Here is a 26,677-nt window from a genome sequence, read left to right on the forward strand (position 1 = left end):
AGCCGACGATGACCACCACCGACCCGTCCCTGATCCCGCTGCACCGTCTGCGGTTCGAGGAGCCGGGCCCGCCCCGCCCGGGCGAGCTGCCCACCGGCGCCCCCGCCTGGCTGGTGAGCCGGTACGCCGACGTCCGCCAGGTCCTCTCCGATCCGTGCTTCGGCCGGTCCCGGCTGTACGCGGAGGACGCACCCGCCCTCTCCGGCGTACCGGACCTCGTCAACAACCCCGACCTCATGTTCAACCAGGACGGCCCCGACCATCTGCGGCTGCGCCGGACGCTGCGCCGGGCGTTCACCCCGAGGGCCGTCGCCCGCTGGCGCCCCTGGATCTCCGCGATCGTGGACGAGCTGTTGGACCGGCTGGAGGAGCGGCCCCGGCCGGCGGACGTGGTGCGGGAGTTCACCCTGCCCCTCCCGGTGGCCGTGATCAGCCGGCTGATGGGTCTGGACGGTTCGGCCCGGGACCGGATGCGGCACTGGAGCGAGCACGCCTTCTCGGACGGATCGCACGCGGGGGAGGAGGTGGAGTCGGTGCTCAAGGAGTTCAGCGCGTTCGGCGCGGACCTCCTCGCGACCCGGCGGCACACCCCCGGCGACGACCTGGTCAGCGGTCTGGTCCGGGCGGCCGACGAGGAAGGCGGGCTGCCCGAGGCGCAGTTGGTGAGCCTGGTGTGCGGGCTCGTCGTCGGCGGCCACGACAGCACGATGACCATGCTGGGCAACGGGCTGCTCTACCTCCTGGGTGAACGCCCGGAGAGCTGGCCCCGCATCGGCGCGGACGAGGAGGCGGCCGGCCGGGTCGCGGACCGGCTCATCCACCTCGTCCCGCTCGGCGACGACCGGGGGACGGCCCGCCACGCGGCCGCGGACATCGAGGTGGGCGGGGTGACGATCCCGGCGGGCGCCATCGTCCTGGCGGACTGCGGCGCCGCCAACCGGGACCCGGACGTCTTCCCCCGCCACACGCTCGACGACCTGTTCGCCCCGCTGGAGGCCCCCACCCTCTCGCTCGGAGCGGGGGCCCACTACTGCCTGGGCGCCTGGCTGGCCCGTACGGAACTCCAGCTCGCCCTGCACCGCCTGGCCGCGCGCTTCCCGGAGCTGCGGCTGGCGGAGCCGGTGGAGCGGGTCACCTGGCGGACCGGGACGACGTCACGGAGCCCGCGGAGGCTGACGGTGAGCTGGTAGTTCCTCCGTAGGGGTGGCTACGCAGCCGGGCTCAGCGGACCTGCTCGAAGCTCGGCCCGTACGTCCCGGCCTTGACGCGCAGCGTCTCGTAGCCGCCGTCGCCCTGGTTGCCGTACTTGCTCCAGTACTGGCAGGTCAGACCGGAGTCGGCCTCGAAGTCGACGGACTGGGCGGCGGGGAACTCCTCGCAGGCGAGCTTGGTCGCGTCGGACCGGCTGCCGTACTGCTGGAACAGCTGGTTGTAGACGACCTTCGCCACGATGAGCCCCTTGAGCGGCTTGGCGTTGTAGAAGGTCATGAAGCTGCCTTCCTTGTACGAGTCGCTGATCTTGACCTCGTACGGAATGACAGCGCCCTCGTAGGTGACGTTGCAGGTGCTGACGGCCCCGGCCTTCTGGGTCACGCCGTCCGGGCACTCGGCGCTGGTCTTGCCCGGCACCTTGACCCGGCCGAGCACCTGCTCCTGGAGCTTGTGCTCCACCCGCTCGGTGAAGGGGGCGCTGTTGTCCGGCTTGGGGAGGACCTTGAGCTGTCCGTCCGACGAACTGTCGAGCACGTCCTTCTGCGGTCCGTCCACGGCGACGGCCAGCGGGGCGGCCTCCGGCGCGGCACTCGTCTCCTGCGTGGCCTCCGGCTTGGAGTCGGCGGCGGGGGTGACGGTGGTGCCGGAGGAATTCCCGGAGCCGCAGCCGACCGCGAGGATGCCGACAGCGGCCAGTCCGATGAGCTTCTTGGTGTAGTGCATAAGGGCAGCCTAAGAGCCGCCTGTGAGTGCCCGGGGTGCGGTGGCGGGCGTGCACGACGCCCCGCCCGACCCCCCAAAAGAGGGCATACATATGACAATCACCCTGCCCTGCGTCGCTTCATGTGCCCGGAAGGCGTCTGACGGTGGCCCAGTCGAGAAGGGGTCGTAGCGCGACTGTGACGGCCTGCGCCCCCGGCGGCCTCCCCGTCGGCGCCCTCCGGCCCGTTCGGGGCGGGTGGTGCGGCGGCGGCAGGAGGCAGCCGCCGGGCGTCCGCACGCCCCGGTGCGGGTGGGGGCGTGCTCCTGGGCTCAGCGGCCGGGTGCGCCCATCCGGAGTCCGTCCATCACGAGATCGAGGAGCCTGGCCGCCCGTGGTTGCCACTCCTCCTGCGGATCGAGCTGCCAGAGGCCCGCGATGGCGAGGAAGAAGTCGTCCGGCGTGATCCCGGGGCGGATGGTGCCCGCCTCCTCGCTGGCCCGGAGCAGCGTGCCGGCCGCCTCCGTCACCGGTGCCGGCCCGGGTTTGTCCGGACTGCCCGGCGCGCTGGTGACCAGCCGGATCGCGTCCGCCAGGCCCGCCTTGGTCATGGCGAACCGGGCGAGCCGGTCCATCCACTCGCGCAGCGCCACCGCGGGCGCGCGGGTGCGCAGCAGTTCGGCGGCCGCCTCCGCGACCTGCTGCATCTCGTAGCGGTAGATCTCCAGGACGAGGGCCTCGCGGTTGGGGAAGTTGCGGTAGAACGTGCCCTGCCCGACGCCGGCCTTCCTGGCGATGGTGCTCAGCGGGGCGTCCGGGCGCTCGGTGAGTTCGGCCGTGGCGACGCACAGGATCCGTTCCCGATTGCGCACCGCGTCCGAGCGTGCGGGGGCGTCCTTCTTCGGCTGGGACACACATCCTCCTCACGGGTCCGTGGCCGAATCCCGTCCTTGTTAACCGGACAGCTGTCCGTTACGTTGATGAGCGAAGCGGACAGTAGTCCGGTTAGGGCAACCTTAGCGCGCCCTGCCCCCGGCGTGCACCCGGTGGCTCACCCGGTCCGCTGCCGCTGCGCCGATCTCCTGTCACCGGACACCGAAGAAGGCTGATCATGGCCCCAGCATCCTCGTCGACCAGCAGCTCGATCACCCTGAACATCAACGGCGAGAAGCACCACCTGTCCGTCGACCACCGCACCACCCTGCTCGACGCCCTGCGCGAGCGCCTCGACCTCACCGGTACCAAGAAGGGCTGCGACCAGGGACAGTGCGGCGCCTGCACGGTCCTGGTCGACCACCGCCGCGTGGTCTCCTGCCTCAACCTCGCGGTGGCGGCCGAGGGCCGCGAGATCACCACCATCGAGGGCGTCGCCGAAGGGGAGGACCTGCACCCCGTCCAGCAGGCCTTCCTGGACCTCGACGGCTACCAGTGCGGCTACTGCACGCCCGGTCAGATCTGCTCCGCCATCGCCGTCATCGAGGAGCACGCGGCCGGCTGGCCGAGCGCCGTCACCGAAGACGTCGGCGCGCCGGAGCCGCCGCCCCTGACGCCCGACGAGATCCGCGAGCGGATGAGCGGAAACCTGTGCCGCTGCGGCGCGTACGTCTCGATCGTCCAAGCCGTCTCCCGTGGTGCCGAGGCCCGTGGCGAGGCGCGTACGGCAACAGCCGAGGAGGCCGCCGCATGAAGGAGTTCGACTACAGGCGAGCCCCCGACGTCACCGGTGCGGTGGGCCTGCTCGCGGGCCGGCCGGACGCGCGGTTCCTCGGCGGCGGCACCAATCTGGTCGACCTGATGAAATCCGGCGTCGAACGGCCCGCCCTGCTCGTCGACGTGCGCGAACTGCCCCTGGACCGGATCGAGCCCACGGCGGACGGCGGCCTGCGCATCGGGGCGACCGTCACCAACAGCGACCTCGCCGCCCACCCCGAGGTCCGACGGCGCTTTCCCGCGCTGTCCCAGGCGGTCCTCGCCGGGGCGTCCGGGCAACTGCGGAACATGGCCACCGTCGGCGGCAATCTGCTCCAGCGCACCCGCTGCGGCTACTTCACCGACGTCAGCGCCCCCTGCAACAGGCGCGTCCCCGGCAGCGGCTGCCCGGCCATCGACGGCGAGCACCACAATCACGCGATCCTCGGCGCCTCCGGCCGGTGCGTGGCCGTGCACCCCTCCGATATGGGAGTGGCCCTCACGGCGTTCGACGCCCGGGTCGCCTACGAGACCCTCGACGGGCCCGGCGAGATGCCCCTCACCGATCTCTACCTCCCCGTGGGCGACACCCCGCACCGCGAAACCGCCCTGCCTCCAGGCGCGTTGATCACCCATGTCACGCTGCCCGCCGCGCCGGGCGCCGCCGGCTCCCGCTACCGCAAGGTGCGCGAGCGCGCCTCGTACGCCTTCGCGATCGGCTCCGTGGCCGCCGCGCTGGACATCGGGGACGGGCACGTACGAGAAGCCCGGCTCGCCCTCGGCGCCGTCGCCTCGCACCCCTGGCGCGCCCGCGCGGCCGAAGCCGTCCTGACCGGCGCGCCGGCCGTCGGCGCCACCTTCGCGGCCGCCGCCGACGCCGAACTCGCCGCCGCCCGGCCGCTGCCCGACAACGGATACAAGGTGCCCCTCATGCGCGATCTCATCGTCTCCGTCCTCACCGAACTGGCGGAAGGCGGCGCCCGATGACCACCACCACGCCCGGCCCCCGGGCACTGCACGCGGCCGTCGGCACCGCCCGCACGCGGGTCGAGGGCCGGGAGAAGGTCACCGGAGCCGCGCGCTACGCGGGCGAGATCCCCTTCGCCGGCCTCGCTCACGGCTGGCTGGTGCTCTCCACCGTCACCCGGGGACGCGTCGCCTCGATCGACACCGCCCCCGTCCTCGCGCTGCCGGGCGTCCTCACGGTGCTCCACCACGGCAACGCCCCGCGCCTGCACACCGATTACATCGGGATGCTGGGCACGCCGCCGGACCCCGCCGCGGCCGTCTTCCAGGGCGACAGGGTGCCGTTCGCCGGCTGGCCGGTCGCCCTGGTCGTCGCCGAGACCCCCGAGCAGGCCAGGGAGGCGGCCGAGTCCCTGGTGGTCACCTACGAACAGGAGCCGCACACCACCGTGCTGACCACGGACGACCCGGCGGCCTACGCGGCCGCGGGCCACATGCCGGCGGAGACCGGGAAGGGTGACCTGGAGGCCGAACTCGCCGCCTCCGCCGTCGTGCTGGACGAGGAGTACACCACCCCCGAGGAACAGCACAGCATGATGGAGCCGCACGCGGCGACCGCCGTATGGGACGGCGGAAGGCTGGAGGTCGTCGACTCCAACCAGGGCGCGGGCTGGGTCCGGTCCGAGCTGGCCGCCCTGTTCTCGCTCGACGCGTCCTCGGTGCGGGTCCGCTCGGAACACATCGGCGGCGGCTTCGGCAGCAAGGGGCTCCGCGCCCACCAGGTGTCCGCCGTCATGGCGGCCACCGCCCTCCAGCGGCCGGTGCGCGTGGTCATGACCAGGCGTCAGACCTTCTCGCTCGCCGGGTACCGCAGCCCCACCGCCCAGCGGGTCAGGCTCGGAGCGGACCCGGACGGCAGGCTCCGTGCCCTGGAGCACCGCTCGCTCAACCAGACCTCGACGGTGTACGAGTTCGTGGAGCCGAGCGCGGGCGTCGCCCGGGTGCTGTACGACGCCGACGCCCACCACACGGCCAACCACGTCGTACGCCTCGACGTGCCGTCCCCCACATGGATGCGGGCGCCGGGGGAGGCGCCGGGGTCGTTCGCCATCGAGGCGGCCCTCGACGAACTGGCCGAACGCGCCGGAGTCGACCCGGTCGAACTGCGCCTGCGCAACGAGCCCGAGGCCGGTCCCGTCTCCGGCCTCCCCTTCAGCACCAACAACCTGGCCGCCTGTCTCCGGGAGGGCGCCCGCAGGTTCGGCTGGGCCGACCGGGACCCGCGCCCCGGGCTCCGCCGCGACGGCCGCTGGCTGCTCGGCACGGGCATGGCCTCCGCGTCCTTCGGCGCCGGAGCCATGCCCTCGACGGCCCTCGTCACGGCCGAGGCCGACGGTTCCTACACCGTACGGATCGCCGCCGCCGACATCGGCACCGGAGCCCGCACCGCGCTCACCCTGATCGCCGCCGACGCCCTGGAGACCACGCCCGAGCGGGTCCGGGTCAGGATCGGCGACAGCGACTTCGGCCCCGCGATGATCGCCGGCGGCTCGATGGGCACCCGCTCCTGGGCCTGGGCGATCACCGAGGCCGCGTCCGAACTCCTGGAACGGCTCGCGGGCGCCTCGGACATCCCGCCGGAGGGGATCACCGTGCGCTCCGACTCCACCGCGGCCCTCGGCGCCCTGGCACAGAAGGAACGGCACTCCTTCGGCGCCCAGTTCGCGGAGGTCGCCGTGGACACCGCCACGGGCGAAGTCCGGGTCCGCCGCATGCTGGGCATCTTCGCGGCGGGCCGCATCGTCAACCCCCTCACCGCCCGCAACCAGCTCGTCGGCGGGATGATCTGGGGCATCTCCATGGCCCTGCACGAGGAGGCGGTCCGCGACCGGAACACCGGCCGCCACTACTCTCCCGACCTCGCCGGCTACCACGTGGCCACGCACGCGGACGTCCCGGACATTGAGGCGGACTGGGTGGACGACCACGACCCCGACGATCCCGTCGGCATCAAGGGCGTCGGGGAGATCGGCATCGTGGGCGCGGCCGCCGCCGTCGCCAACGCCGTCTGGCACGCCACCGGCGTACGTCACCGGAACCTGCCGATCCGTCCCGACCGGATCCTTACCGCACCGGCCGCACCGGCCGCACCGGACGGCGGGGCGGCCGATGCTTGACATCGCCGACGCGCTGCGCCAATGGACGGCCGAGGGCCGGGAGTTCGCCGTCGCCACCGTGGTGTCCGTGGACGGCAGCGCCCCGCGCGGGCCCGGCGCGGCCCTGGCCGTCGACAGCGGCGGCGCCGCGATCGGCTCGGTCTCCGGTGGATGTGTGGAGGGCGCCGTCTACGAGCTGTGCGCGCAGGCCCTCCAGGACGGCCGCACCGTGCGCGAACGCTTCGGCTACAGCGACGACGACGCCTTCGCGGTCGGCCTGACCTGCGGCGGCGTCATCGACATCCTGGTCACACCGGTCCGGGCCGGATCACCGGTCCGCGACGTGCTGCGGTCCGCGCTGGCCGCCGCCGCCTCCGGCGAGGCCGCGGCCCTCGCCCGGGTGGTGGACGGTCCGGCCGAGCTGCTCGGGAACGCTCTGCTGATCCGCCCCGACGGCGGTTCCGAGGGCGGGCTCGGCCGCGACGCCGGGCTGGACAGCACGGCGGCCGCCGAGGCGCGGGCGCTTCTGCATGCCGGCCGGACCGGCATCGTCACCCTCTCCGCGCACGGCTCCCGCTGCCCCGGCGGACTCACCTTGCTCGTCGAATGCAGTGCGCCCCCGCCCCGCATGATCGTCTTCGGGGCCGTGGACTTCGCCGCGGCCCTGGTGAAGGCCGGCAAGTTCCTGGGCCACCACGTCACCGTCTGCGACGCCCGGCCCGTCTTCGCCACGGAGGCCCGCTTCCCGGAGGCGGACGAGGTCGTCGTCGACTGGCCGCACCGCTATCTGCGCGGCACCCGCACCGACGGGCGCACGGTGGTGTGCGTCCTCACCCACGAGGCCCGGTTCGACGTGCCGCTGCTCACGGAGGCGCTGCGCAGGCCGGTCGCCTTCGTCGGCGCGATGGGCTCACGCCGGACCCACGACGACCGGTTGCGGCGGCTGCGTGAAGCAGGGCTGGCCGAACACGAACTGGCGCGGCTGCGGTCCCCCATCGGCCTGGACCTCGGGGCCCGTACACCGGAGGAGACCGCACTCTCCATCGCCGCCGAGATCGTCGCGGTCCGGCAGGGCGGGACGGGCCTCCCGCTGACCGGACGGGCGGACCCCATCCACCGGGACCTGGACCGGACGGCGGCCTGAGAGGGCGTCGGCCGGTGCGGTGCCTCAGCGCACCCGGCGCACGCGGACCGGGCCACGTGCCTCGTCCGGCTCGACCCGGCGCCCGCCCTGGGTGATCTCCACCGCCCCGGCCTCCGTCAGCCGACGTGCCGCCCGGCGGGCGGGCTCCATGAGCGCGCGCCACCCGTCGTCGTCCCCGTCGTAGACCGCTCGCGCGGCGTCGGAGGGGCAGATCGTCGCGGTGGGCGCACGCCCGTCCAGCAACTCCAGGATGGCCCGCTCCAGCCGGAGAACCTGCTGGTCACCGCTGGCGTCCATGCCGCCAGTGTCGCACCCGCCCGACCGCTCCTCCTCTTCTCCGCGGCGACTTCTCCGCGGTGACCGGCTGTGCGTGTCCCCGGTTCACCGTCCTCACGAAGGGGTCTCGAAGGAGCCGGGGCCGCTGCCCGGACAGGCGACGCGTTGTAGGGTGTGGGGACAGCCCTTGACCTGCAAGAACGCAGGCAGGGAGCCTATTTCCGGGAGTTTCTCGATGCTGCGCACCATGTTCAAGTCCAAGATCCACCGCGCCACCGTCACCCAGGCCGACCTGCACTACGTCGGCTCCGTGACCATCGACGCCGACCTGATGGACGCCGCCGACCTGCTGCCCGGCGAACTGGTCCATATCGTGGACATCGACAACGGCGCCCGCCTGGAGACGTACGTCATCGAGGGCGAGCGCGGCTCCGGTGTCATCGGGATCAACGGCGCTGCCGCGCATCTCGTGCACCCCGGCGACCTGGTCATCCTGATCAGTTACGCCCAGGTCGAGGACGCGGAGGCCCGTGCGCTCACCCCGAAGGTCGTCCACGTCGACGCGGACAACCGGATCGTGGCGCTCGGCAGCGACGCGTCGGAGCCGGTCCCCGGGAGCCGTACGGAACGGAGCCCGCAGGCGGTCGCCGCGCGCGGCTGAGCCGGCCGGCTCGTACAGGGCGCCACGAGCGAAGAGAGAGCAGAGGCCCATGGCGGAGAACGCGGCAGTGGAGATCAGGGACGACCGGGAACGCGGCACGCTCACGGCGTACGAGGACGGGAAGGCCGCCGGGACGATCGCGTACTTCGTCCTGGAGCCCGCCCCGGGCGCGCTCGTGGCCGTGCACACCGTCGTCCGGCCCGAGCACGAGGGCAAGGGCATCGCCGGGGCGCTCGTCCGGAAGTTCTACGCCCTCGCCGCCGAGGCGGGGGTGCCCGTCGTGCCGCTGTGCCCGTACGCGGCCGCGTGGGCGCAGCGCCACCCCGACGAGGCGCCCGCGGCTCCGCAGGAGCTCGTACGGGAAGCGGAACGGCAGCTCAAGGACCACCCCGAGCTGTTCTGAGGCGTGCGGGGCGCGGACGCCCACCCGCGCCCCCACGGCCTCGCGCTCCCGCACCCCGCCCGCCTCAGGCCCTCAGCGCGGTGTCCGTCGCGCTCCGGAGGGCCAGGTCCCGGCGGATGTACCACTCGGTGCTCAGCGCCAGATGCCGGTCGTCCGGCGACAGGGCGGCGATCCGGCCGGGTGCGGCGCCCCGTACCACCTCGCTGCGGTGGGCCAGGATCGCCGCCAGCTTCCGGGGCAGCCAGGGGGTGACGTCGACCGTCGTGGTGATCCATGCGTCGTCGGAGACGAGGAACGCGTCGACGGGCAGCCCCCGTCGGCCCAACCGTGCGCCCACCACCTCGGCGGCCGAGCGCGGATGTGTGGCCAGGTAGAGGGCGCTCGGCTGCCAGGGGGCGCCCGCCTCGGGGTGGAGCCGGGCCAGCCCCGAGGCCCGGACGGCCAGGGCGGTGACCCGGTGGGCGTGTACGTGGTCGGGGTGGCCGGTCATGCCCCCGTACGGGTCCGGGGCGATCACCACCTGGGGCCGGACGGCGCGGATGTGGGCCACCACGGCGCCCACGGCCTCGTCCAGCGGGGCGTCCAGGAACCGGGGGCGGCCGGGCGCAGACTCCGGAACCTTGGCATCCGCGTAGCCGAGCAGCCGGGGCGGTCCCGCACCGAGGATCTCCAGCGCCCGCGCCAGCTCCTCCGCCCGGTGGGTCCCTTCCGCCCAGGTCGCCGTGACCACCGCCGTCCGCGCACCGGCCGCCGCGTGCCGCGCGAGTACGCCGCCCGAGAAGAGGGACTCGTCGTCCGGGTGCGCGTGCACGGCCAGCACGCTCGGCAGGGGAGGGGGCGGGGCTGCCGCCTCACCCGTCGAGGAAGAGGCACCCCGTGCCTCGGCCGCGTGGCGCAGGACCAGGTCGAGGGTCGAGCGGCTCAGCCGGAGGCGGTGGAGGACCTCCGGGGCGAACCAGCGCAGCATCACCCCCTCCGTCAGCGTGAGCTGCTCGGGGTCCCCGTTCCACCGGCCGGAGTAGACGGCCACCGGGACCGGCGCACTGTCCGTGCCCGTCGCGATCTCGACCGCGTACGGCTCCAGTACGGGCAGGTCGAGGCCCGCCTCCTCCAGCAGCTCCCGCCGGACCGTCTCCTCCAGTGACCGGTCCTCCGGTTCCCGGCCGCCGCCCAGGAGCGACCAGGCGCCCGGCTCCCAGATGAGGCCCGGAAGATGGTCGCGCAGGTGCATCAGGTACTGCCCGGCGTCGTTGCGGACGAGCGCCGAGGCGTTGACCGGCTCGGCGGCCGGGGAGCCGGGGACGGGTACGGGGGCCTCGGGCGGGCGAGGCGGCTGGTCGGTCACGGGGCGACCGTAGCGCCGGGCGGGCAGCGGGGCGGGGGGTTCGGCAGGGGACCAGCCCGGCGGGTGAAGGGCGGGACGGCCCCGGCCCGTACGTGTGGACTCGGCAGGCGCGGGCAGCCGCACCGGGAGACGGTGGAGGAAAGCTCCATCTGTCCGTTTCACGTCGTTGTGGAGGATCGAAATGACCCACCCGTACCCCGACCCCGTCCCGCCCTCGCCGACGCCTCCGCCCGTGCCGGGTCCGCCCACCCCCGTACCGAGCCCGCCGCCCGTGCCGCCGGGCCCCGCCCCGGTGCCGCCCGGCCCGGCACCGGACCCGATCCCGCAGCCCCCGGCACCCGGACCCGACCCCGTGCCGGACCCGGAGCCGCAGCCTGAGCCCGCCGGGTCGTAGCGGAGCCGGGGCAGGCGGAGCGGGGTCCCCGTACGCGGGAGGACCCCGCTCAGCCCAGCACCGTCAGCGCGTCCGCGTACGCCAGGCCGGCCTCGGCGGCGATCGCGTCCATCGTCTGCGCCTCCCGCACCGTCGCGAACACCACCTCGCCCTCCGGCGCCGACGCGCGGAAGCCGTAGACCGCCGGGCGCGGAAGGCTGTTGTACGCCCACGGGGTGGAGAAGTAGTACGCGCCCGTGTCGTGGAGCACGACGAAGTCGCCTTCGGCCAGCTCCGGCAGCTCCCGGCCGTGCGCCACCACATCGCCCGCGAAGCAGCACGGGCCCGCGACGTCCTGAGCCAGCCGCGGGCCGTCCTTCGGGGTGCCGTCGGCCGCGAACGCCCCGATCCGCAGCGGCCAGGCGCCGGGCATGAGGACCGTACGGGTGGCGGTCTGCGCCCCCGCGTGGGTGAGCGCGATCCGGCGGCCGCCCGCGTCCTTCGTGTACTCCACCCGCGCCCCGATGAAGCCGTTCTTCGCCAGCAGCGACCGGCCGAACTCGGTGACCAGCGCGTACCGGCCGGAGAACAGGCCCGGGGCCGCCGCCGTCAGCGCGTCCACGTACGCCGCGTACGTCGGGTGCGTGGTGTCGTCCGTGAAGTTGACGGGCAGCCCGCCGCCGATGTCCAGGCTGGTGATCCGCCGGGTGCCGAGGCGTTCGTTGATCTCCTCGGCCAGCTCGTACGTCCGTGCCACGCCCGCCGCGATCAGCTCCAACGGGCAGCCCTGGGAGCCGACATGGGCGTGCAGCCGGGTCAGCCACGGGCGCGCCTCGAAGGCCCGTACCACCGCCTCGCGGGCGCCCGGATCGCCGAGTGCCACCCCGAACTTCGAGGTCTCCGTCGCCGTGGACATCGCCCCGATCGAGCCGCCCCCCACCTGCGGGTTGACCCGGAGACCGAGGACGGCGGCGGAGTCCCGGTTGCGCAGCGCGTCGATGCGCTGGAGTTCGTCCAGGCTGTCGGCGTTGACGGCCACCCCGAGGGCGAGGGCCAGACGGATCTCCTCGCGGGTCTTGGCGGGGGAGTCCAGCACGATCGTCCCGGGCGCGAATCCGGCCTCCACGGCGAGCCGCAGCTCACCCGGGCTCGCCACCTCGCACCCCATCCCGCAGTCGGCCAGCAGTCGCAGGACCGGGATCAGGGAGCAGGCCTTGGCGGCAAAGGTGTGCAGCACACCGGGGCTGTGCGCGAACGCCTCCCGCAGCGCCGCGACGGACGACCGCACCCCGTCGGTGTCCACGAAACCGGCCACCGGGCGGGACTCGCCCAGCAGCCCCTGGCGTACGGCCGCCCGGACGGCCGCGTCGAAGCGGACGGCGGGGCGGCCAGGGGTGAGCGAGGCCGGCGGTGTCGTACGGGCGGATTCGGTGATGGCTGCCCCCACGGGTCTGCGGCGGTACAGGTCCACGGCCGAGGATACGAGCGGGCCGCCCCCGGGTGGTGAGAGCGGGCCCCTCACGCGAGGAGCCCGACCACCGCCTCCGCCGTCAGCATCCGGAACGTGAACGCCTGCTGGAAGTAGAGGTGGACGTCGGTGGCGTCGTGGTCCGCGTACCCGATCGACAGATCCTGGCCCAGGCAGAGTTCGAAGTCCCCGCCCCGGGTGGAGAGCAGCACCCCGCCCTTGACCGCGGGCGCCCACAGGATCTCGTCGTCCACGATGCGGCTCAGATGCGTCTTGACCGGATACCCGTGGTCGGACGTCTCGGCGGCCTCGGTGAACGCGTCCGCGCCGAGCAGCAGCCGGTACGGTCCGTCGACACCGGCCAGCCGCAGCCGCGTCACCGCCTGGCTGACCGCCGCCGGATAGTCCCGCGCGTCGGCGGGCAGCGGCAGCGGGTCGTGCGAGGAGCCGTCCCGCAGACCGGTGATCCCGGCCGCCGGATAGCCGTCGATGATCGCCATGTCCTCCGCGAACGCACAGGTGCGCGCCGCGTCCTTGACGGGCTGCCAGTCGCTGTCGGCCGAGCCGCGCTCCACGTCGTCCACGGCCTGCCGGCTCACCGTGAACGGCACCCGCCACTCGATGACCGGCATCGACGTACGCGCCCGGGCCAGCACGTCCGGGGCCGGCGGGTCGATGTCGCGCAGATGACCGTCCCCCACCGCGGCCAGCGTCGGCCCGTCCGGATCGGAGACGTCGACGACGCGGCGGCCCGCCACATGGCGGCGGAAGGTCCGGCGGGCCTCCTCCTCGATCTCGGCCCAGGCGGCGGGGGTGACCGGTGCGAGTTCGCGGTGCAGATTGTTCATCACTGGGCGCTTTCTTGCAGGCTGCCGATGCGCAGCGAACCGTGGTCCGACCCGGCCGGCACGGGCTCCCGCCGGACCGGTGCGGACACCGGTTCCGGCCGGTCGTCCGGGCGGACCAGGGAGGGCGGGGGCGGCGGGTCGTCGAGGAAGTCGGCGCGGGGCGCGAAGAAGAGGCCCCCGGTGACCGCCGTGGAGAAGTCGAGGATGCGGTCGTGCGTGCCGGGCGGGTCGCCGAGGAACATGTTGCGGAGCATCCGTTCGGTGACGTCGGGGTCGGCCGCGTATCCGATGAAGTACGTGCCGAACTCGCCCTGGCCGAAGTTCCCGAACGGCATGTTCGCCCGCAGGATGTCGCGTTCGGTGCCGTCCGGGTCGGTGATCGTGTTGAGCGCCAGATGCGAGTCGGCGGGCTTCTCGTCGTCGGGGAACTCCACGTCGTCGAACTTCGTGCGGCCGATGACGCGTTCCTGCTCCTCGACGGAGAGCGCGTTCCACGCGGTCAGGTCGTGCAGGTACTTCTGTACGACGACATAGCTGCCGCCCTCGAACTCCGGATCGTCGTCCGCCCCGACGAGCGCGGCCGCCCGGGCGTCGTCGCCCACCGGGTTCTCCGTACCGTCCACGAAGCCGAGGAGATCCCGGTGGTCGAGATAGCGGAAGCCGTGCGTCTCGTCCACGATCCGCAGCGCCCCGCCGAGCTTGTCGAGCAGCTGCGCCGCCCAGGCGAAGCAGACGTCCATCCGCTCGGCCCGGATGTGCAGCAGCACGTCGCCCGGGGTCGCCGGGGCGTGGTGGAGGCGGCCGCGCAGCTCCGGGAACGGGTGGAGACGGGCGGGGCGCGGCCCGTCGAACAGCCGGTCCCAGACGGCGGAGCCGAACCCCGTCACACAGGCCAGACCGGCGTCCGGGTAGCGGAACCCCAGGGAGCGCGCGACGGCCGCCAGGTCCGGCAGCACCTCCCGTACCGCCTCTTCGCCACCCGGCTCGACCGTGCCGACCAGGAAGAGCGCCGCATTGGTGAGCGGGGCCACGACGGGCTGGACGGAGACGGGGTCGGGCACGGGATCGGGCATGCGCGCAACTCCAGACATCGGGGCGGGCGGGCCGCAGGGGGCGGGCCGCGGGGAGCCGGGCGGGCCGCGGTAACGGGCCCGCACTCCACTCAGCCACGCCCCGCGGGTGCCCGCACGCGGGGTGGACCGGGCGGGGGTACGGACCCCCGCCCGGGTCGCCCCCGTACCCGTCAGCCCGCCTCGGCCTCCGACCGGTCGCCGGCCCACAGCGTGTGGAACGAGCCCTCGCGGTCCGTACGCCGGTAGGTGTGCGCCCCGAAGAAGTCCCGCTGCCCCTGCGTGAGCGCCGCGGGCAGCCGGTCCGCGCGCAGACCGTCGTAGTACGCCAGCGCGGCGGCGAATCCGGGCGTCGGCACCCCCTGGCGCACCGCCTCCGCCACCACCGCGCGCCAGTCGTCCTGCGCCGCCCCGACCTCCCGCCCGAACTCCTCGTCGGAGAGCAGGCTCACCAGCCCGGGCCGGGAATCGTAGGCGGCCCGGATGCGGTCCAGGAACGCCGCCCGGATGATGCAGCCCGCCCGCCAGATCGCCGCGACGGAACCGAGGTCGATGCCCCAGTCGTACACCTCGCTCCCGGCCCGGATCTGGTGGAAGCCCTGGGTGTACGAGACGACCTTCGACGCGTACAGCGCCTGCTCGACCCGGTCCGCGAACGCCGACGCCTCCGCACCCTCCAGAGGCTCTGCCACCGGCCCCGGCAGCTCCCGGGAGGCCGAGCGCAGGTCGGCGTGGCCGGAGAGGGAGCGCGCGAAGACCGCCTCCGCGATCCCGGAGACGGGAACGCCCAGGTCGAGCGCGATCTGCACGGTCCAGCGCCCGGTGCCCTTCTGCTCCGCCCGGTCCTGCACGATGTCGACGAACGGCTTTCCGGTGGCCGCGTCCGTGTGGGCGAGGACCTCGGCGGTGATCTCGATCAGATACGAGTCCAGCCGCCCGGTGTTCCAGCTCCGGAAGGTCTCCGCGATCCGCGCGGGCGAGTACCCCGCCACCCTGCGCAGCAGGTCGTACGCCTCCGCGATGAGCTGCATGTCCGCGTACTCGATGCCGTTGTGGACCATCTTCACGAAGTGGCCGGCCCCGTCGGGACCGATGTGCGCGGTGCACGGAGTGCCGTCCTTCGCCCGGGCGGCGATCCGCTCCAGCATCGGGCCCAGGGAGGCGTACGACGCGGCGGAGCCGCCCGGCATGATGCTCGGGCCGTGCAGCGCGCCCTCCTCGCCGCCGGAGATGCCCGCGCCGACGAAGTGGATACCGCGCTCGCGCAGCTCCTGCTCCCGGCGGCGGGTGTCCTCGAAGTGGGCGTTGCCGCCGTCGATGATGACGTCGCCGTCCTCCAGCAGGGGCGCGAACTCCTGGATCACGGCGTCCGTGGGATCCCCCGCCTTCACCATGATCACCAGGCGCCGGGGGCGCTCCAGCGCGGCGACGAACTCCTCGGGGGTGTGCGCGGCGACGAAGTTCCCCTCGTCACCGAACTCCTTCACCAGGGCGTCGGTGCGGGAGGTGGTGCGGTTGTGCACGGCGACGGTGAAGCCGTTGCGGGCGAAGTTGCGGGCCAGGTTGCGGCCCATCACCGCGAGTCCGGTGACGCCGATCTGGGCGGTGCCGCTCATCTGTCTGCTCCTGCGGGGCCGGGGGCGTTCGGTCGGGAAGAGCTCGGGGAGGGGGCAGGGGGTACTCAGGGGGTGGGCCAGGGAGTACGGGAGGGAGCGCGGCGGCGTTCACGCGTCCGGGGCGGGAGAGCCGCCGGAGGCTTCCTCGGGGCCGGTCGCGCGGTTCTCGCGGGCCTCGCGGGCCGAGGCGCCGTCCACGAACACGCCGTCGGGCAGCGAGCCGTCCAGCAGGCTCTCGTCGTCCCCGTCCTCCGGGATCACATGCATCGCGGCTTCCTCGGCCGAGGCCGCGGCCCCGTCGATGCCGACGTCGCTGGCGGTGAGTGTGGCCGGTACCCGGCCGTCCGCCTGCTGGGTCAGCCGCCCGGCACGGGCGACGCCGACCTCGCCGTTCCACAGCTCGCCGTCACCGCCTGCCAGATCGCCCACCCCGTCGCCGGCGAAACCCGGCTTCTCGGGAACCTCCCTGCTCAGCCGGGTGTCGAGGGACTCACCCGTGACGGTCTCGGGAGCGGTGGTGCCGAGTCCCTCCACCACCCAGGGCCGGTCCGGCGGTGAGTAGCCCTCGTCGAGGGGGTCGCCGGTGCCGGAGGGATCCAGCAGGGTGTCCTCGGCGCCCAGCTGTTCCTCGGGGTCGGAGGCCTCCGGCTCCTGGGGCTGGTAGACGTCGTCCCCCCAGTCGGTGTCGCTCATGGCGCGTCCTTTCCTCGGGAGAACCACTGTCCCCTGTACGCAATTCCACTCCGGTCCCGCTCCGGCCGCAAAGGGAAGATCGGATTCCGGCGGTCCCGCGCGGTGCGCCGCGGGGGACCGCCGGGCGCGCGCGGAGGGGCGGGGCCCTTGCCGTACCGGGACCGGAAGCCGTACCACCGGGTGCTGTGCGCGATGCGGTGGCCGCCCAGGAAGACCCGTATCCGGCGGCAGCTGCCGGCCCTGTCGGCGCTCAGGACGTCGGGGCGTGCACGTGGGTGGCCGCCACCCTGCCGAGGAGACCGGTCAGCCCCCCCAGCCCTGAACCTCGCGCACCCTCCCGGGCCCCCGCCACCCCGACCGACCGATCACCGCGCACGGCCTAGTACGGCGGCAGCCGCAGCGCCCCCGTGCCGTCGCGTACGTCGTGGACGATGCGGAGCTTCTCCACCGGGTTGCCGCGCTCGTCCGTCGTCACCAGGACCGCGTCGTCGCTGTTCACGCAGCGTCCCCGCTCGTCGGGCCGGGGGCAGAAGAGGAGATAGCCGGTCTGCCGGTCCATCCGGCCGGGCTCCAGGCGCCACACCCACTGGTAGTCGCTCACGACCACGTCCGGGTAGGTGGCGCGCAGCTCGTCCGCCACCGCCTTCTGGACCGTCCTGCCGAACTCCTGGCGCTGCTCGAACGGGCGCACGACCCGGGCGCGGCCCGCCGTGTCGACCTGCCCGGCCTCGATCTCGTAGCTGATCGAGTGGTGGGTGTGCCGGGTGAGCGAGCCGACCAGATCGCTCCGGGTCAGCCGCATCAGGGTGGGCCAGGAGTCCTTGCCCCGCTTGCGCTCGGCGGCGACGGCGGGGGAGACCACGTTCACGTGCGAGGCCTTCGCCCCGCCCATCCGGCTCTCCGGCCCGCTCGCCGCGACCCACCGCTGGACGCAGCCGCCGATCTCCGAGATCACCTTCTCCACCGTGTCGTTGGTCAGCTCGGCCACCACGTGGGGCGATGCGCCGGAGGTGCCGAGCGCGATCACCTCGTAACCGCAGCTGTCGAACGCGTCCCGCAGGGTACGGAACTCCGCCGCGTCCGTCCGGGCCCGCGCCACCGCCTCCGTCAGTACCCCGGCGCACGCCTTGCCGTCGCAGCTGCCCTTGGACTTGTCGATGCGCAGCCGCACGACCGCGTCCCGGTCGTCGGCCACCGCGAAGGTCACCTCGGAGCCCCCGGTGCCCGGGAAGAGCGTGCGGGCCCCGATCGCCTTCAGCTGCCCGGGAAGGTGCTTGTCGGCCAACTCCTCCGCCGCCCGGCGGTCGTCGTCGGTGTCCAGCACCCCGCACGCGCCGGCCAGTACCATCAGCGAACCCGTCAGCACGCAGGCCGCCGCGGCTCTCCACCCCCTGCGGCGTGTTCCGGCCATGATCCGCTCCTCCGAAAAGTCGTGCCGACCGTCGTGTCCCGTGTTCCTGTGACAGTAGGACCGGGCCCGGCGCTCCGGATGAGTACGCCTACTCAAACGTGGCACCGCAGGCTCTCCGCCCAGTTGCTCCGGCCGTTTCTGTCATTGGCATGGACCTGATGACACGGCTCCGCTACAGTCCGGGACGGCGCCAGTTGAGAGCGCTCTCAATGGCTTGATCCCGGCGCGCTCCCGGATGTACCCCGTTCCACCCCCACGTCGTTGGAACAACAGGAAGGGTCACTCCCTTGAGACACGCAACCGCCCTGCGGACCGCCCTCTCCGCGCTGCTGGTCGTCGGTGCCTGGACCGCCGTCGGCCCGGCGACCGCCTCCGCCGCCCCCGTCGACTCCGCCACCTCGGCCCCCTCCGCCGCGGAACTCCCCGCCTCCCCGGCCCTGCTCTCCGCCATGCAGCGCGACCTCGGCCTGACCGAGGGCCAGGCCCGCACGCGGCTGGCGGAGGAGAAGGCGGCCACGGCCCTGGAGCCCAAGGCCCAGCGCGCCGCGGGCGCCGCCTACGGCGGATCCTGGTTCGACGCGAAGACCGGCAAGCTGACCGTCGCGGTCACGGACGCCGGCAAGGCCGCCGCCGTGCGGGCCGCGGGCGCGCAGACCCGGATCGTCGAGCACTCGGCCGCCCAGCTGGACGCCACCATGAAGCGCATCGACGCACTGAGCGCGCCCGAGGGCGTGGCCAGCTGGCGTGTCGACCCCGAGACCAGCCGCGTCGTCGTGAACGTCGTCGCGTCCGCACAGGGTGACAACGATGTCCGTTCCTTCGTCGCCCAGGCCCGCAAGGCCGGGCCCGTGACGGTGGAGCGGACGGCCGAGGCCCCGCAGACCTTCGCCGCCGGAACCGTCGGCGGCGACCCGTACTACACCGGCAACGTCCGCTGCTCCATCGGCTTCTCGGTCCACGGCGGCTTCGTCACCGCCGGCCACTGCGGTGGCGTCGGCCAGCAGGTCCGCGGCTGGGACAACTCGTACATCGGCAACTTCCAGGGCTCGTCCTTCCCCGGCAACGACTACGCCTGGGTGAACGTCGGCAGCGGCTGGTGGACCGTCCCCGTCGTCCTCGGCTGGGGCACCGTGCCGGACCAGCTGGTCCGTGGCTCGAACGAGGCCCCGATCGGCGCCTCGATCTGCCGCTCCGGCTCCACCACCCGCTGGCACTGCGGCCGGGTCCTCGCCAAGAACGAGACCGTCAACTACAGCCAGGGCGCCGTGCACCAGATGACCAAGACGAGCGTCTGCGCCCAGGGCGGCGACTCCGGCGGCTCGTTCATCAGCGGCGACCAGGCCCAGGGTGTCACCTCGGGCGGCTGGGGCAACTGCTCCAGCGGCGGTGAGACCTGGTACCAGCCGGTCAACGAGATCCTCAACCGGTACGGCCTGAGGCTCCACACCGCGTGATCCGCGGGAGCCGGCCGTCCGGCGGGGCGGCCGGCTCCCGACGGTGATGGTGTACGAGAGGTGCCGAGCGGCCCCGCCCATGGGCGGGGCCGCTTCCGTATGCCCGCGTGCTCCGTGGGCTCGTGTGTTCCGTAGGGCCGCGTGTTCCGCATCCCGCGCGTCTCATATGCCCGCGCGCGGGTCTGCCTCCGTACGACCACCCGTACGGCCATCCGTACGACCACCCGCGCGGCCGCTTCCGTGCTCCGACGTGCCGCCCGCGCTGCCCGCCGCCGAGGGGTCGCGGCGCCCGGCCCCAACCGCCTTGTTCCGGCGCTTCGTTACCGGCTATTGACACCCTCTCAGCGTCGGCGCAACACTGACACCGCCTTGGAGAGCGCTCTCCCGATCCGTTTCCGGCCGTGCCCCGGCCCCGCCGGCGCCAGGGAGCGGCGCCTTCCCCGGCTGCACCGCCCGGCTCAACTCTCCCCCCACCGTGCACCCGATGTGCATGGACGCAGAGCGGCATGGAGGTCCGTATGGCGACAAGATTCAGCAGCACGACCCTGGTATCCGCCCTGATCGTGGCGACCGCCCTGGCCCTGGTGGCCCTGGGGCTGACCGCGATCACGAACGCCGGGGCCACCGCGCCCGGCGCCGCCCCCGCGGCCGGGCCGCCCGCCGCGGCGTCGCACGTCATGCAGGGGCACACGATGGCGGACGCCAAGCCCGTCGCCTTCGGGGACGACCCCGACGGTGACGGGTACATCCCGGCGAACCCGCCGGTCACCGGGGTGGAACCCTCCCAGGAGATCCCCCCGCACCGCTACTTCCACGAGTTCCAGGCGAACTGTTCGGTCACCCACACGGCCCCGGACGACCCGATCGTCTACCCGGGCCGGGCCGGCGCTTCGCACGACCACACGTTCATGGGGAACGACACCACGAACGCGAGCAGCACCACGGCCTCGCTGAGCGCGGGCGGGACGGCGTGCCTGGCGCGCGGCGACCTCTCCGCGTACTGGATGCCGACCCTCTACAACGGCGACAGGGAGATCCGCCCGACCGGACCGCAGACCATCTACTACAAGGCCGGAGTCACCGACTACCGCACGGTCCGGCCCTTCCCCAAGGGGCTGCGGTTCGTCGTGGGCAGCCCGACCCAGACCCCCGAGCAGTTCAGGAACCACCCCGGCATGGTCGAGGGGTACGAGTGCGGGGAGAGCTACCACAACTACGCGTTCCCGGCGGCCTGCCCCACCAGCCCGGACACCCAGCTCAACCTGCGCATGCAGGCGCCCAGTTGCTGGGACGGCAAGTATCTGGACACCCCCGACCACCAGTCCCACATGGCCTATCCCGTCGTGATGGGCGCCAACCAGGACGTCTGCCCGACGAGCCACCCGGTCGCCCTGCCGATGATCGAGTTCAAGATGGCGTGGCCGGTCAACGGGGACATGTCGCAGGTGAGACTGGCCAGCGGGGCCGGCCACTCCTTCCACTACGACTTCTTCAACGCCTGGGACGACGCCACGCTGAAGGCCATGGTCGACCAGTGTGTCGTCGGCGGTCTCCAGTGCAACGCCCGCGGCTACGACGAGGCCAACCCGGACCGGGGCGCCGTCCTGGACGAGAACTACGAACTGCCCTGACCGGCCCGCCGGTCGATTGATCGCCCGACCGGCAGGCGGGGAAGTGCTCTCCTCCCGGGGTGAACCCTGCCCTGAGGGGAGAGCGCTCTCCCGCTGTCTCCGCTGTCTCCCGCCACCTTCCCCACCCGCACACCCCCGAGGAGCCCTTCCCCCATGAACCTCTCCCCCCTCCGACGCTCCCCGGTGGCCCGCCCAGGCCGCCGGGCCACCGCACGCGTCGCCGCCGCGGCTCTCCTGGCCGGGGCCGTGGCCGCCCTGCCCGCCCCCGCGGCCCACGCGGCGGGCAGCGTGGTCCAGGTGACCGGATCCCAGGGCAACTGGCAGTTGACCGTGGACGGTTCGCCGTACACCGTGAAGGGCCTGACCTGGGGCCCGTCCGTCGCGGACGCCGAGCGGTACATGCCCGATGTGAGGTCGATGGGCGTCAACACCATCCGTACGTGGGGCACCGACGCCACCACCAGGCCTCTCCTCGACACCGCCGCGGCCCACGGCATCAAGGTGATCGCCGGCTTCTGGCTGCAGCCCGGCGGCGGCCCGGGCAGCGGCGGCTGTGTCGACTACCTGACGGACACCGCCTACAAGAACGACATGCTCGCGGAGTTCCCCCGCTGGGTGGAGACGTACAAGGACCATGAGGGCGTCCTCATGTGGAACGTCGGCAACGAGTCCGTACTCGGCCTGCAGAACTGTTACAGCGGCGAGGCCCTGGAGCGGCAGCGCGACGCGTACACGACGTTCGTCAACGAGATCGCCCAGCGGATCCAGGCGGTCGACCCGAACCACCCGGTCACCTCCACCGATGCCTGGACCGGGGCCTGGCCGTACTACAAGAAGAACGCCCCCGATCTCGACCTGTACGCCGTCAACTCCTACGACGCCGTCTGCGACATCCGCTCCACCTGGGAGCAGGGCGGATACGACAAGCCCTACATCGTCACCGAGGCCGGGCCCGCCGGGGAGTGGGAGGTGCCCGACGACGTCAACGGCGTGCCGGAGGAGCCCACCGACGTGGCGAAGGCCGCGGGCTACCAGCGTGCCTGGGACTGCGTCCAGGGGCACTCGGGCGTCTCGCTCGGGGCGACGCTCTTCCACTACGGCACCGAGTACGACTTCGGGGGTGTCTGGTTCAACCTCCTGCCGGCGGGCCAGAAGCGGCTCTCGTACTACGCGGTGAAGGAGGCGTTCGGCGCCTCCACCTCCGGCGACAACACCCCTCCTGTCATCAGCGGGTTGAGCGTCGACAACGCCACCGCCGTGCCGGCCGGGCGGACGTTCCGGGTCAGCGCCTCCGTCACCGACCCGGACGGTGACGCGCTCAGCCACCAGGTGCTGTTCAGCTCCAAGTACGTGGACGACAGCGGCCACTTGACCGAGGCGGCCTTCACCGACCGCGGCGACGGCACCTTCGACGTGACCGCCCCCGACCGGCTCGGCGTCTGGAAGGTCTACCTGAAGTCGACCGACGGACGCGGCAACGTCGGCATCGAGACGAAGTCCTTCAAGGTGGTGCCGCCGCCGGTCCAGGGGACGAACCTGGCCCTCGGCAGGCCTGCCACGGCCTCCTCCTTCCAGCCGGACAGCGTCGGCTGCCCCTGCCCGGCCGCCAACGCCGTCGACGGCTCCTTCGACACCCGCTGGGCCAGTGACTGGTCCGACCAGCAGTGGATCCAGGTCGACCTGGGTGCCACCACCTCCTTCGACTACGTCCAGCTGGCCTGGGAGGCGGCCTATGCCAAGCGCTACACCGTCCAGACCTCGCAGAACGGCCAGGACTGGACCACCGTCCACACCGAGACGGCGGGCAACGGCGGCATCGACGACATCCAGGTCGCTGCGAGCGGCCGCTACGTCCGCGTGAACACGTCGGAGCGCGGCACCCCGTGGGGCAACTCGCTCTACGAGTTCGGCGTCTACCGAAACTGACCCGGCCGTCGCCCCGGTCGGCGACGGCACGACCTGCCGCACCGGTTCCACCCCGCTGCCGGTACGGCGGGACGGCCCGCGGCGGCCACGGACATCCGTGGCCGCCGCGGGCTCTCCGTCTGTCCCGTGACCCCGGTTCCCCCGTCGCCGCCGATGGGCCGGCCCGGCGGGGGACACCCGGGTGGCCGAGTTCCCAGCTGGACCCCCGGCCTCACCGCGGGCCCCTGGCCTCACCGCGCCCCCGGGCGTCCGCCGCCCGTCTGCGGGACGTGCTCGTCGCGCCTCACCCGTAGAGCGGCGAAAGGCCCCCGGCCGCAGTGGCGAACCACCACGGCCGGGGGCCTGCGTACGGACGGACGATCCCTCAGGCAACCAGCCCAGTGCGCCGGTTCGCGTGTTCCCCGATCAGCTCCGCGTACCGCCGCCCACTGCTCTTCACCGTACGGCGCTGGGTCGCGTAGTCCACGTGGACCAGGCCGAACCGCTTGTCGTAGCCGTACGCCCACTCGAAGTTGTCCAGCAGCGACCAGGCGAAGTACCCGGCCAGCGGTGCTCCCTTGGCGACCGCGCGGGCGCAGGCGGCGAGGTGCTCCTCCAGATAGCGCACGCGCTCCGGGTCGTGGACCGAGCCGTCCGCCGAGACCGTGTCCCGGTAGGCCGAGCCGTTCTCGGTGACGTAGACGCGCTCGACGCCGTACTCCTCCGTCAGCCGCAGCAGCAACTGCTCCAGCCCCTCCGCGTGCACCTCCCAGTCCATGTGCGTGTGGCGTCCGCCGGCCGCCGGGACCTGCGTGAACCCCGGTGCGGGGCCCGAGGGGTCGTCGCTGACGAACTGCCGGAAGTAGTAGTTGAGGCCCAGCCAGTCCAGCGGGGCCGCGATCGTCTCCAGGTCGCCCGCCCGCACCGGCAGCTCGACTCCGTACAGCTCGACCATGTCCTGCGGATAGCCGCGCCCCAGGACCGGGTCCAGCCACCAGCGGTTGATGTGGCCGTCGGCGCGGCGGGCGGCGGCGAGGTCGGCCTGGCTCGCGGTCGCCGGTTCGATCGGGCTGAGGTTGTTGACGATGCCGACCCGGGCGTCGGAGGAGGCGGCGCGGATGGCCCGGACGGCGAGGCCGTGGCCCAGGTGCAGATGGTACGAGGCGCGGACGGCGGCCGTGAGGTCGGTGAGGCCCGGGGCCATCCGGCCCTCCAGGTGCCCGATCCACGCCGAGCAGAGCGGCTCGTTGAGCGTCGCCCAGTCCTTGACCCGGTCGCCCAGGCGCTCGACGACATGGGAGGCGTACGCGGCGAAGTGCTCGGAGGTCTCCCGCACGGTCCAGCCGCCCCGGTCCTGGAGCACCTGCGGCAGGTCCCAGTGGTAGAGCGTGGCGAACGGCGTGATCCCGGCCTCCAGCAGCCCGTCCACCAGCCGGTCGTAGAAGTCCAGGCCCGCCTTGTTGACCGGCCCGTCGCCACCCGGCACGACGCGCGGCCAGGCGATCGAGAACCGGTAGGCGTCCGCGCCGACCTGTTTGATCAGGCCGATGTCCTCTGCGGTCCGGTGGTAGTGGTCGCAGGCCACGTCGCCGGTGTCGCCGCCGTCCACCTTGCCGGGGGTGTGCGAGAACGTGTCCCAGATGGAGGGGGAGCGGCCGTCCTCGGCGACGGCGCCCTCGATCTGGTACGCGGCGGTGGCGACGCCCCAGGTGAAGTCCGCCGGGAGGGCGTTGAGGTCGGTCACGTGCTGCCTTTCTGCGGGGGTCACTTGACGGCTCCGGCGGTGAGTCCGGCGACGAGATAGCGCTGGAGGAGCAGGAAGCCGACGACGATGGGGACGCTGACGACGAGCGAGGCGGCCATGACCTGGTTCCAGTAGACGTCGTTCTGCGTCGCGTACCCCTGGAGGCCGACGGAGAGGGTGCGGGTGGCGTCGTTGGTCATGACCGAGGCGAAGAGGACCTCGCCCCAGGCCGTCATGAACGAGTAGACGGAGACGGCGACGATGCCCGGTACGGCGGCCGGCACGACCACCCGGAAGAGGGCGCCGACCGGTCCGCAGCCGTCCACCTTCGCGGCCTCGTCGAGATCCCTGGGGATGGAGTCGAAGTACCCGATCAGCATCCATATGGAGAACGGCAGCGAGAACGTCAGGTACGTGAGGATGAGACCGCCGCGTGAACCGTAGAGGGCCACGCCCGTGGAGCTGCCGATGTTCACGAAGATGAGGAACAGCGGGAGCAGGAAGAGGATGCCCGGGAACATCTGTGTGGAGAGCACGGTGACGGTGAAGACCCGCTTGCCCCGGAAGGCGTAGCGGCTGACCGCGTACGCGGCGAAGACCGCGATGGTCACCGAGAGGACCGTCGCCGAGACCGCCACGATCAGCGAGTTGACGAAGTACTTGGCGAGCGGGACGGTCTTCCAGATGTCGAAGTAGGGCTGGACGGTCACGGTCGACGGGATCCACTGGAACTTCCCCGACACGTCCTGGAGCGGCTTCAGCGAGCTGCTGACCATCACGTAGACCGGCAGCAGGACGAAGCTGGCCAGCAGTGTGAGGACGATACGGCGGGTCCAGAGGAAGGACTGCGGCGCGGCCATGGGGGAGCGGGGCCGGGCAGCCCTGGGGGTCCGCGTGAGGCTAGACATCGGAGCCCTTCCTTCCGCGCGAGGTGAGGAACAGGTAGACCGCCGTCACCACGAGCAGGAAGAGCAGCAGGAGCACGGACATCGCGGAGCCGGTGCCGAAGTTCCAGGTGACGAAGGAGGACTGGTAGATGTGGATCGAGATGAGGTCGGCGCTCTCCGGTGCCGACTTCCCGAACAGGACGTACGGCGTGTTGAAGTCGTTGAACGTCCAGAGGAAGAGCACCAGGACCAGCACCTGGTTGACCGGGCGCAGCGAGGGCAGGGTGATCCGCCGGATCTGCTGCCAGATCCCGGCGCCGTCGATCGAGGCGGCCTCGTACAGCTCACGCGGGATGTTCTGCAGGCCCGCCATCAGCATGAGGAAGGCGAACGGCCAGCCCTTCCACACCGACACGATGATCAGCGTGTAGATGCTGTTGTCACCGATCAGCCAGAACGACGGCTCGTCGGTGATCCCGAGCTGGTCGTGCAGGACGTGGTTGATCAGGCCGTTGTCCCGCTGGAACATGAACGCCCAGGTGATGACGGCCGCGTAGACCGGCAGGGCGTACGGGACGAGGAAGACGGCCCGCAGGATCCCCCGGCCGCGGAAGCTCTCCTGGAGGAGGATCGCCGCCGCCGTGCCGAGCAGCCAGGCGAAGCCGACCGAGAAGAACGTGAAGACACAGGTGACGAGGAACGAGTGGAGCAGGGCCTCACCGATCGGCGCGTCGAAGTCGACGGCGATCCGGTAGTTGTCGAGGCCGGTCCAGGGCGCCGCACCCCAGTTGTTGATGAAGAACTGGGTCAGCTGACGGAAGCTCATCACGATCCCGATGACCATCGGGACGATGTGGATGAGGAGTTCCAGCAGGACGGCGGGGAGGAGCAGGAGATAGGGCAGTCCGCCTTGGCGGATCCGGTCGGGGATGCGCGGCAGCCGTCTGCGCGCACCCCCGGTGCCCCGGCTCGTCCCCCCGGTGGCCGGTGTGCCGGCCTCGGGGCTGGTGACGGTGGCGGTCATG

23 protein-coding genes and 1 pseudogene are annotated in these 26,677 nt (G+C 72.7%); 10 read left to right on the plus strand and 14 right to left on the minus strand.

Translation table 11 applies throughout. The annotated features are described in order from the left end of the window. The first annotated feature begins 8 nt into the window (after positions 1–8). Positions 9–1,190, plus strand: coding sequence for a cytochrome P450 (locus ACQ9ZG_RS30730; RefSeq protein ID WP_109915059.1), 1,182 nt, complete (start codon positions 9–11; stop codon positions 1,188–1,190). 31 nt (positions 1,191–1,221) lie between these two features. On the opposite strand, the gene ACQ9ZG_RS30735 is transcribed toward ACQ9ZG_RS30730, so the two are convergent. Together ACQ9ZG_RS30735 and ACQ9ZG_RS30740 are read right to left on the minus strand one after the other, a co-directional pair. Continuing rightward, positions 1,222–1,935 (minus strand): hypothetical protein, encoded by a 714-nt coding sequence (locus ACQ9ZG_RS30735; protein ID WP_109915058.1) that lies wholly within the window; start codon positions 1,933–1,935, stop codon positions 1,222–1,224. A gap of 309 nt (positions 1,936–2,244) precedes the next feature. Then, entirely contained in the window at positions 2,245–2,826 is a 582-nt protein-coding gene (locus ACQ9ZG_RS30740) for a TetR/AcrR family transcriptional regulator (RefSeq protein ID WP_109914029.1), read from the minus strand. A gap of 197 nt (positions 2,827–3,023) precedes the next feature. On the opposite strand from ACQ9ZG_RS30740, the gene ACQ9ZG_RS30745 reads away from it, so the two are divergent. From ACQ9ZG_RS30745 to ACQ9ZG_RS30760, 4 genes are read left to right on the plus strand one after another with little or no spacing between them, the layout of a single operon-like run. Further along, a complete protein-coding gene (locus ACQ9ZG_RS30745; RefSeq protein WP_099218132.1) occupies positions 3,024–3,599 on the plus strand; it encodes a (2Fe-2S)-binding protein in 576 nt (191 codons plus the stop codon). Next, a complete protein-coding gene (locus ACQ9ZG_RS30750) occupies positions 3,596–4,588 on the plus strand; it encodes an FAD binding domain-containing protein (RefSeq protein ID WP_415743988.1) in 993 nt (330 codons plus the stop codon). Before ACQ9ZG_RS30745 ends, ACQ9ZG_RS30750 begins: the two co-directional genes overlap by 4 nt. Continuing rightward, complete coding sequence (locus ACQ9ZG_RS30755; RefSeq protein ID WP_109917326.1) at positions 4,585–6,744, plus strand: xanthine dehydrogenase family protein molybdopterin-binding subunit; 2,160 nt, start codon at positions 4,585–4,587, stop codon at positions 6,742–6,744. The genes ACQ9ZG_RS30750 and ACQ9ZG_RS30755 overlap by 4 nt, the downstream gene beginning before the upstream one ends. Then, positions 6,737–7,867: an XdhC family protein gene (locus ACQ9ZG_RS30760; protein ID WP_499281445.1), complete on the plus strand. Its 1,131-nt coding sequence runs from the start codon at positions 6,737–6,739 to the stop codon at positions 7,865–7,867. The genes ACQ9ZG_RS30755 and ACQ9ZG_RS30760 overlap by 8 nt, the downstream gene beginning before the upstream one ends. Before the next feature lie 24 nt (positions 7,868–7,891). Here ACQ9ZG_RS30760 and ACQ9ZG_RS30765 read toward each other — a convergent pair whose 3' ends face one another. Further along, on the minus strand, positions 7,892–8,164 hold the full coding sequence (locus tag ACQ9ZG_RS30765) for a DUF3253 domain-containing protein (protein WP_028419205.1): 273 nt from the start codon (positions 8,162–8,164) through the stop codon (positions 7,892–7,894). A 214-nt stretch (positions 8,165–8,378) separates the two neighbouring features. Between ACQ9ZG_RS30765 and panD the strand changes: the two genes are divergently transcribed. Both panD and ACQ9ZG_RS30775 read left to right on the plus strand, forming a co-directional pair. Further along, positions 8,379–8,804 carry an aspartate 1-decarboxylase gene (panD, locus tag ACQ9ZG_RS30770; protein WP_018487362.1) on the plus strand — a complete coding sequence of 142 codons (426 nt, stop codon included), beginning with the start codon at positions 8,379–8,381 and terminating at the stop codon, positions 8,802–8,804. A 49-nt stretch (positions 8,805–8,853) separates the two neighbouring features. Then, on the plus strand, positions 8,854–9,207 hold the full coding sequence (locus ACQ9ZG_RS30775) for a GNAT family N-acetyltransferase (protein WP_084990611.1): 354 nt from the start codon (positions 8,854–8,856) through the stop codon (positions 9,205–9,207). A 64-nt stretch (positions 9,208–9,271) separates the two neighbouring features. Here ACQ9ZG_RS30775 and ACQ9ZG_RS30780 read toward each other — a convergent pair whose 3' ends face one another. The 8 genes and pseudogenes from ACQ9ZG_RS30780 to ACQ9ZG_RS30815 form a co-directional block, all read right to left on the minus strand. After that, positions 9,272–10,027, minus strand: coding sequence for a PIG-L family deacetylase (locus tag ACQ9ZG_RS30780; protein ID WP_028419207.1), 756 nt, complete (start codon positions 10,025–10,027; stop codon positions 9,272–9,274). A gap of 168 nt (positions 10,028–10,195) precedes the next feature. Next, a pseudogene (locus ACQ9ZG_RS30785) lies at positions 10,196–10,438 on the minus strand (NUDIX domain-containing protein); the annotation flags it as partial. A 557-nt stretch (positions 10,439–10,995) separates the two neighbouring features. After that, complete coding sequence (locus ACQ9ZG_RS30790; protein ID WP_181398355.1) at positions 10,996–12,360, minus strand: type III PLP-dependent enzyme domain-containing protein; 1,365 nt, start codon at positions 12,358–12,360, stop codon at positions 10,996–10,998. An 83-nt stretch (positions 12,361–12,443) separates the two neighbouring features. Continuing rightward, on the minus strand, positions 12,444–13,241 hold the full coding sequence (locus ACQ9ZG_RS30795; protein ID WP_028419209.1) for a family 1 encapsulin nanocompartment shell protein: 798 nt from the start codon (positions 13,239–13,241) through the stop codon (positions 12,444–12,446). Continuing rightward, positions 13,241–14,314 carry a Dyp-type peroxidase gene (locus ACQ9ZG_RS30800; RefSeq protein ID WP_109916975.1) on the minus strand — a complete coding sequence of 358 codons (1,074 nt, stop codon included), beginning with the start codon at positions 14,312–14,314 and terminating at the stop codon, positions 13,241–13,243. The genes ACQ9ZG_RS30795 and ACQ9ZG_RS30800 overlap by 1 nt, the downstream gene beginning before the upstream one ends. 170 nt (positions 14,315–14,484) lie before the next feature. After that, complete coding sequence (gene gnd, locus ACQ9ZG_RS30805; RefSeq protein ID WP_109916766.1) at positions 14,485–15,927, minus strand: NADP-dependent phosphogluconate dehydrogenase; 1,443 nt, start codon at positions 15,925–15,927, stop codon at positions 14,485–14,487. Between the two features lie 108 nt (positions 15,928–16,035). After that, the gene (locus tag ACQ9ZG_RS30810) at positions 16,036–16,620 is read right to left on the minus strand and encodes a DUF5709 domain-containing protein (protein ID WP_109916765.1); all 585 of its coding nucleotides are present in this window, start codon (positions 16,618–16,620) and stop codon (positions 16,036–16,038) included. 379 nt (positions 16,621–16,999) lie between these two features. Beyond that, positions 17,000–18,031: an SCO7460 family lipoprotein gene (locus tag ACQ9ZG_RS30815; RefSeq protein WP_181398332.1), complete on the minus strand. Its 1,032-nt coding sequence runs from the start codon at positions 18,029–18,031 to the stop codon at positions 17,000–17,002. Positions 18,032–18,318: 287 nt separating this feature from the next. Between ACQ9ZG_RS30815 and ACQ9ZG_RS30820 the strand changes: the two genes are divergently transcribed. The 3 genes from ACQ9ZG_RS30820 to ACQ9ZG_RS30830 all read left to right on the plus strand — a co-directional run bounded on the left by ACQ9ZG_RS30820 (position 18,319) and on the right by ACQ9ZG_RS30830 (position 23,042). Next, positions 18,319–19,485 (plus strand): S1 family peptidase, encoded by a 1,167-nt coding sequence (locus ACQ9ZG_RS30820; RefSeq protein WP_499281446.1) that lies wholly within the window; start codon positions 18,319–18,321, stop codon positions 19,483–19,485. A 518-nt stretch (positions 19,486–20,003) separates the two neighbouring features. Further along, a complete protein-coding gene (locus ACQ9ZG_RS30825) occupies positions 20,004–21,116 on the plus strand; it encodes a DUF1996 domain-containing protein (RefSeq protein ID WP_499281447.1) in 1,113 nt (370 codons plus the stop codon). Positions 21,117–21,269: 153 nt separating this feature from the next. Continuing rightward, positions 21,270–23,042, plus strand: a complete 1,773-nt coding sequence (locus ACQ9ZG_RS30830; RefSeq protein WP_499281448.1) for a discoidin domain-containing protein — start codon at positions 21,270–21,272, stop codon at positions 23,040–23,042. 364 nt (positions 23,043–23,406) lie between these two features. Here ACQ9ZG_RS30830 and ACQ9ZG_RS30835 read toward each other — a convergent pair whose 3' ends face one another. Genes ACQ9ZG_RS30835 through ACQ9ZG_RS30845 form a run of 3 tightly spaced genes read right to left on the minus strand, consistent with a single transcriptional unit; the run spans position 23,407 to position 26,676 of the window. Beyond that, on the minus strand, positions 23,407–24,765 hold the full coding sequence (locus tag ACQ9ZG_RS30835; protein ID WP_109915219.1) for a GH1 family beta-glucosidase: 1,359 nt from the start codon (positions 24,763–24,765) through the stop codon (positions 23,407–23,409). A 20-nt stretch (positions 24,766–24,785) separates the two neighbouring features. After that, positions 24,786–25,625: a carbohydrate ABC transporter permease gene (locus ACQ9ZG_RS30840; RefSeq protein ID WP_109915220.1), complete on the minus strand. Its 840-nt coding sequence runs from the start codon at positions 25,623–25,625 to the stop codon at positions 24,786–24,788. Positions 25,626–25,665: 40 nt separating this feature from the next. Next, a complete protein-coding gene (locus ACQ9ZG_RS30845) occupies positions 25,666–26,676 on the minus strand; it encodes a carbohydrate ABC transporter permease (RefSeq protein ID WP_028419219.1) in 1,011 nt (336 codons plus the stop codon). Between the last annotated feature and the right edge of the window lies 1 nt (position 26,677).

Source organism: Streptomyces araujoniae (assembly GCF_050871195.1).
GTDB lineage: Bacteria > Actinomycetota > Actinomycetes > Streptomycetales > Streptomycetaceae > Streptomyces > Streptomyces bacillaris.

Bases quoted from the DNA above. Each gene is read 5' to 3' on its own strand.
- panD (WP_018487362.1), top strand. From the start codon at position 8,379: ATGCTGCGCACCATGTTCAAGTCCAAGATCCACCGCGCCACCGTCACC.
- ACQ9ZG_RS30795 (WP_028419209.1), bottom strand. From the start codon at position 13,241: ATGAACAATCTGCACCGCGAACTCGCACCGGTCACCCCCGCCGCCTGG.
- ACQ9ZG_RS30745 (WP_099218132.1), top strand. From the start codon at position 3,024: ATGGCCCCAGCATCCTCGTCGACCAGCAGCTCGATCACCCTGAACATC.
- ACQ9ZG_RS30830 (WP_499281448.1), top strand. From the start codon at position 21,270: ATGAACCTCTCCCCCCTCCGACGCTCCCCGGTGGCCCGCCCAGGCCGC.
- ACQ9ZG_RS30825 (WP_499281447.1), top strand. From the start codon at position 20,004: ATGGCGACAAGATTCAGCAGCACGACCCTGGTATCCGCCCTGATCGTG.
- ACQ9ZG_RS30800 (WP_109916975.1), bottom strand. From the start codon at position 14,314: ATGCCCGATCCCGTGCCCGACCCCGTCTCCGTCCAGCCCGTCGTGGCC.
- ACQ9ZG_RS30810 (WP_109916765.1), bottom strand. From the start codon at position 16,620: ATGAGCGACACCGACTGGGGGGACGACGTCTACCAGCCCCAGGAGCCG.
- ACQ9ZG_RS30815 (WP_181398332.1), bottom strand. From the start codon at position 18,031: ATGGCCGGAACACGCCGCAGGGGGTGGAGAGCCGCGGCGGCCTGCGTG.
- ACQ9ZG_RS30765 (WP_028419205.1), bottom strand. From the start codon at position 8,164: ATGGACGCCAGCGGTGACCAGCAGGTTCTCCGGCTGGAGCGGGCCATC.
- ACQ9ZG_RS30730 (WP_109915059.1), top strand. From the start codon at position 9: ATGACCACCACCGACCCGTCCCTGATCCCGCTGCACCGTCTGCGGTTC.
- ACQ9ZG_RS30775 (WP_084990611.1), top strand. From the start codon at position 8,854: ATGGCGGAGAACGCGGCAGTGGAGATCAGGGACGACCGGGAACGCGGC.
- ACQ9ZG_RS30735 (WP_109915058.1), bottom strand. From the start codon at position 1,935: ATGCACTACACCAAGAAGCTCATCGGACTGGCCGCTGTCGGCATCCTC.
- ACQ9ZG_RS30845 (WP_028419219.1), bottom strand. From the start codon at position 26,676: ATGACCGCCACCGTCACCAGCCCCGAGGCCGGCACACCGGCCACCGGG.
- ACQ9ZG_RS30760 (WP_499281445.1), top strand. From the start codon at position 6,737: ATGCTTGACATCGCCGACGCGCTGCGCCAATGGACGGCCGAGGGCCGG.
- ACQ9ZG_RS30755 (WP_109917326.1), top strand. From the start codon at position 4,585: ATGACCACCACCACGCCCGGCCCCCGGGCACTGCACGCGGCCGTCGGC.
- ACQ9ZG_RS30840 (WP_109915220.1), bottom strand. From the start codon at position 25,625: ATGGCCGCGCCGCAGTCCTTCCTCTGGACCCGCCGTATCGTCCTCACA.
- ACQ9ZG_RS30750 (WP_415743988.1), top strand. From the start codon at position 3,596: ATGAAGGAGTTCGACTACAGGCGAGCCCCCGACGTCACCGGTGCGGTG.
- gnd (WP_109916766.1), bottom strand. From the start codon at position 15,927: ATGAGCGGCACCGCCCAGATCGGCGTCACCGGACTCGCGGTGATGGGC.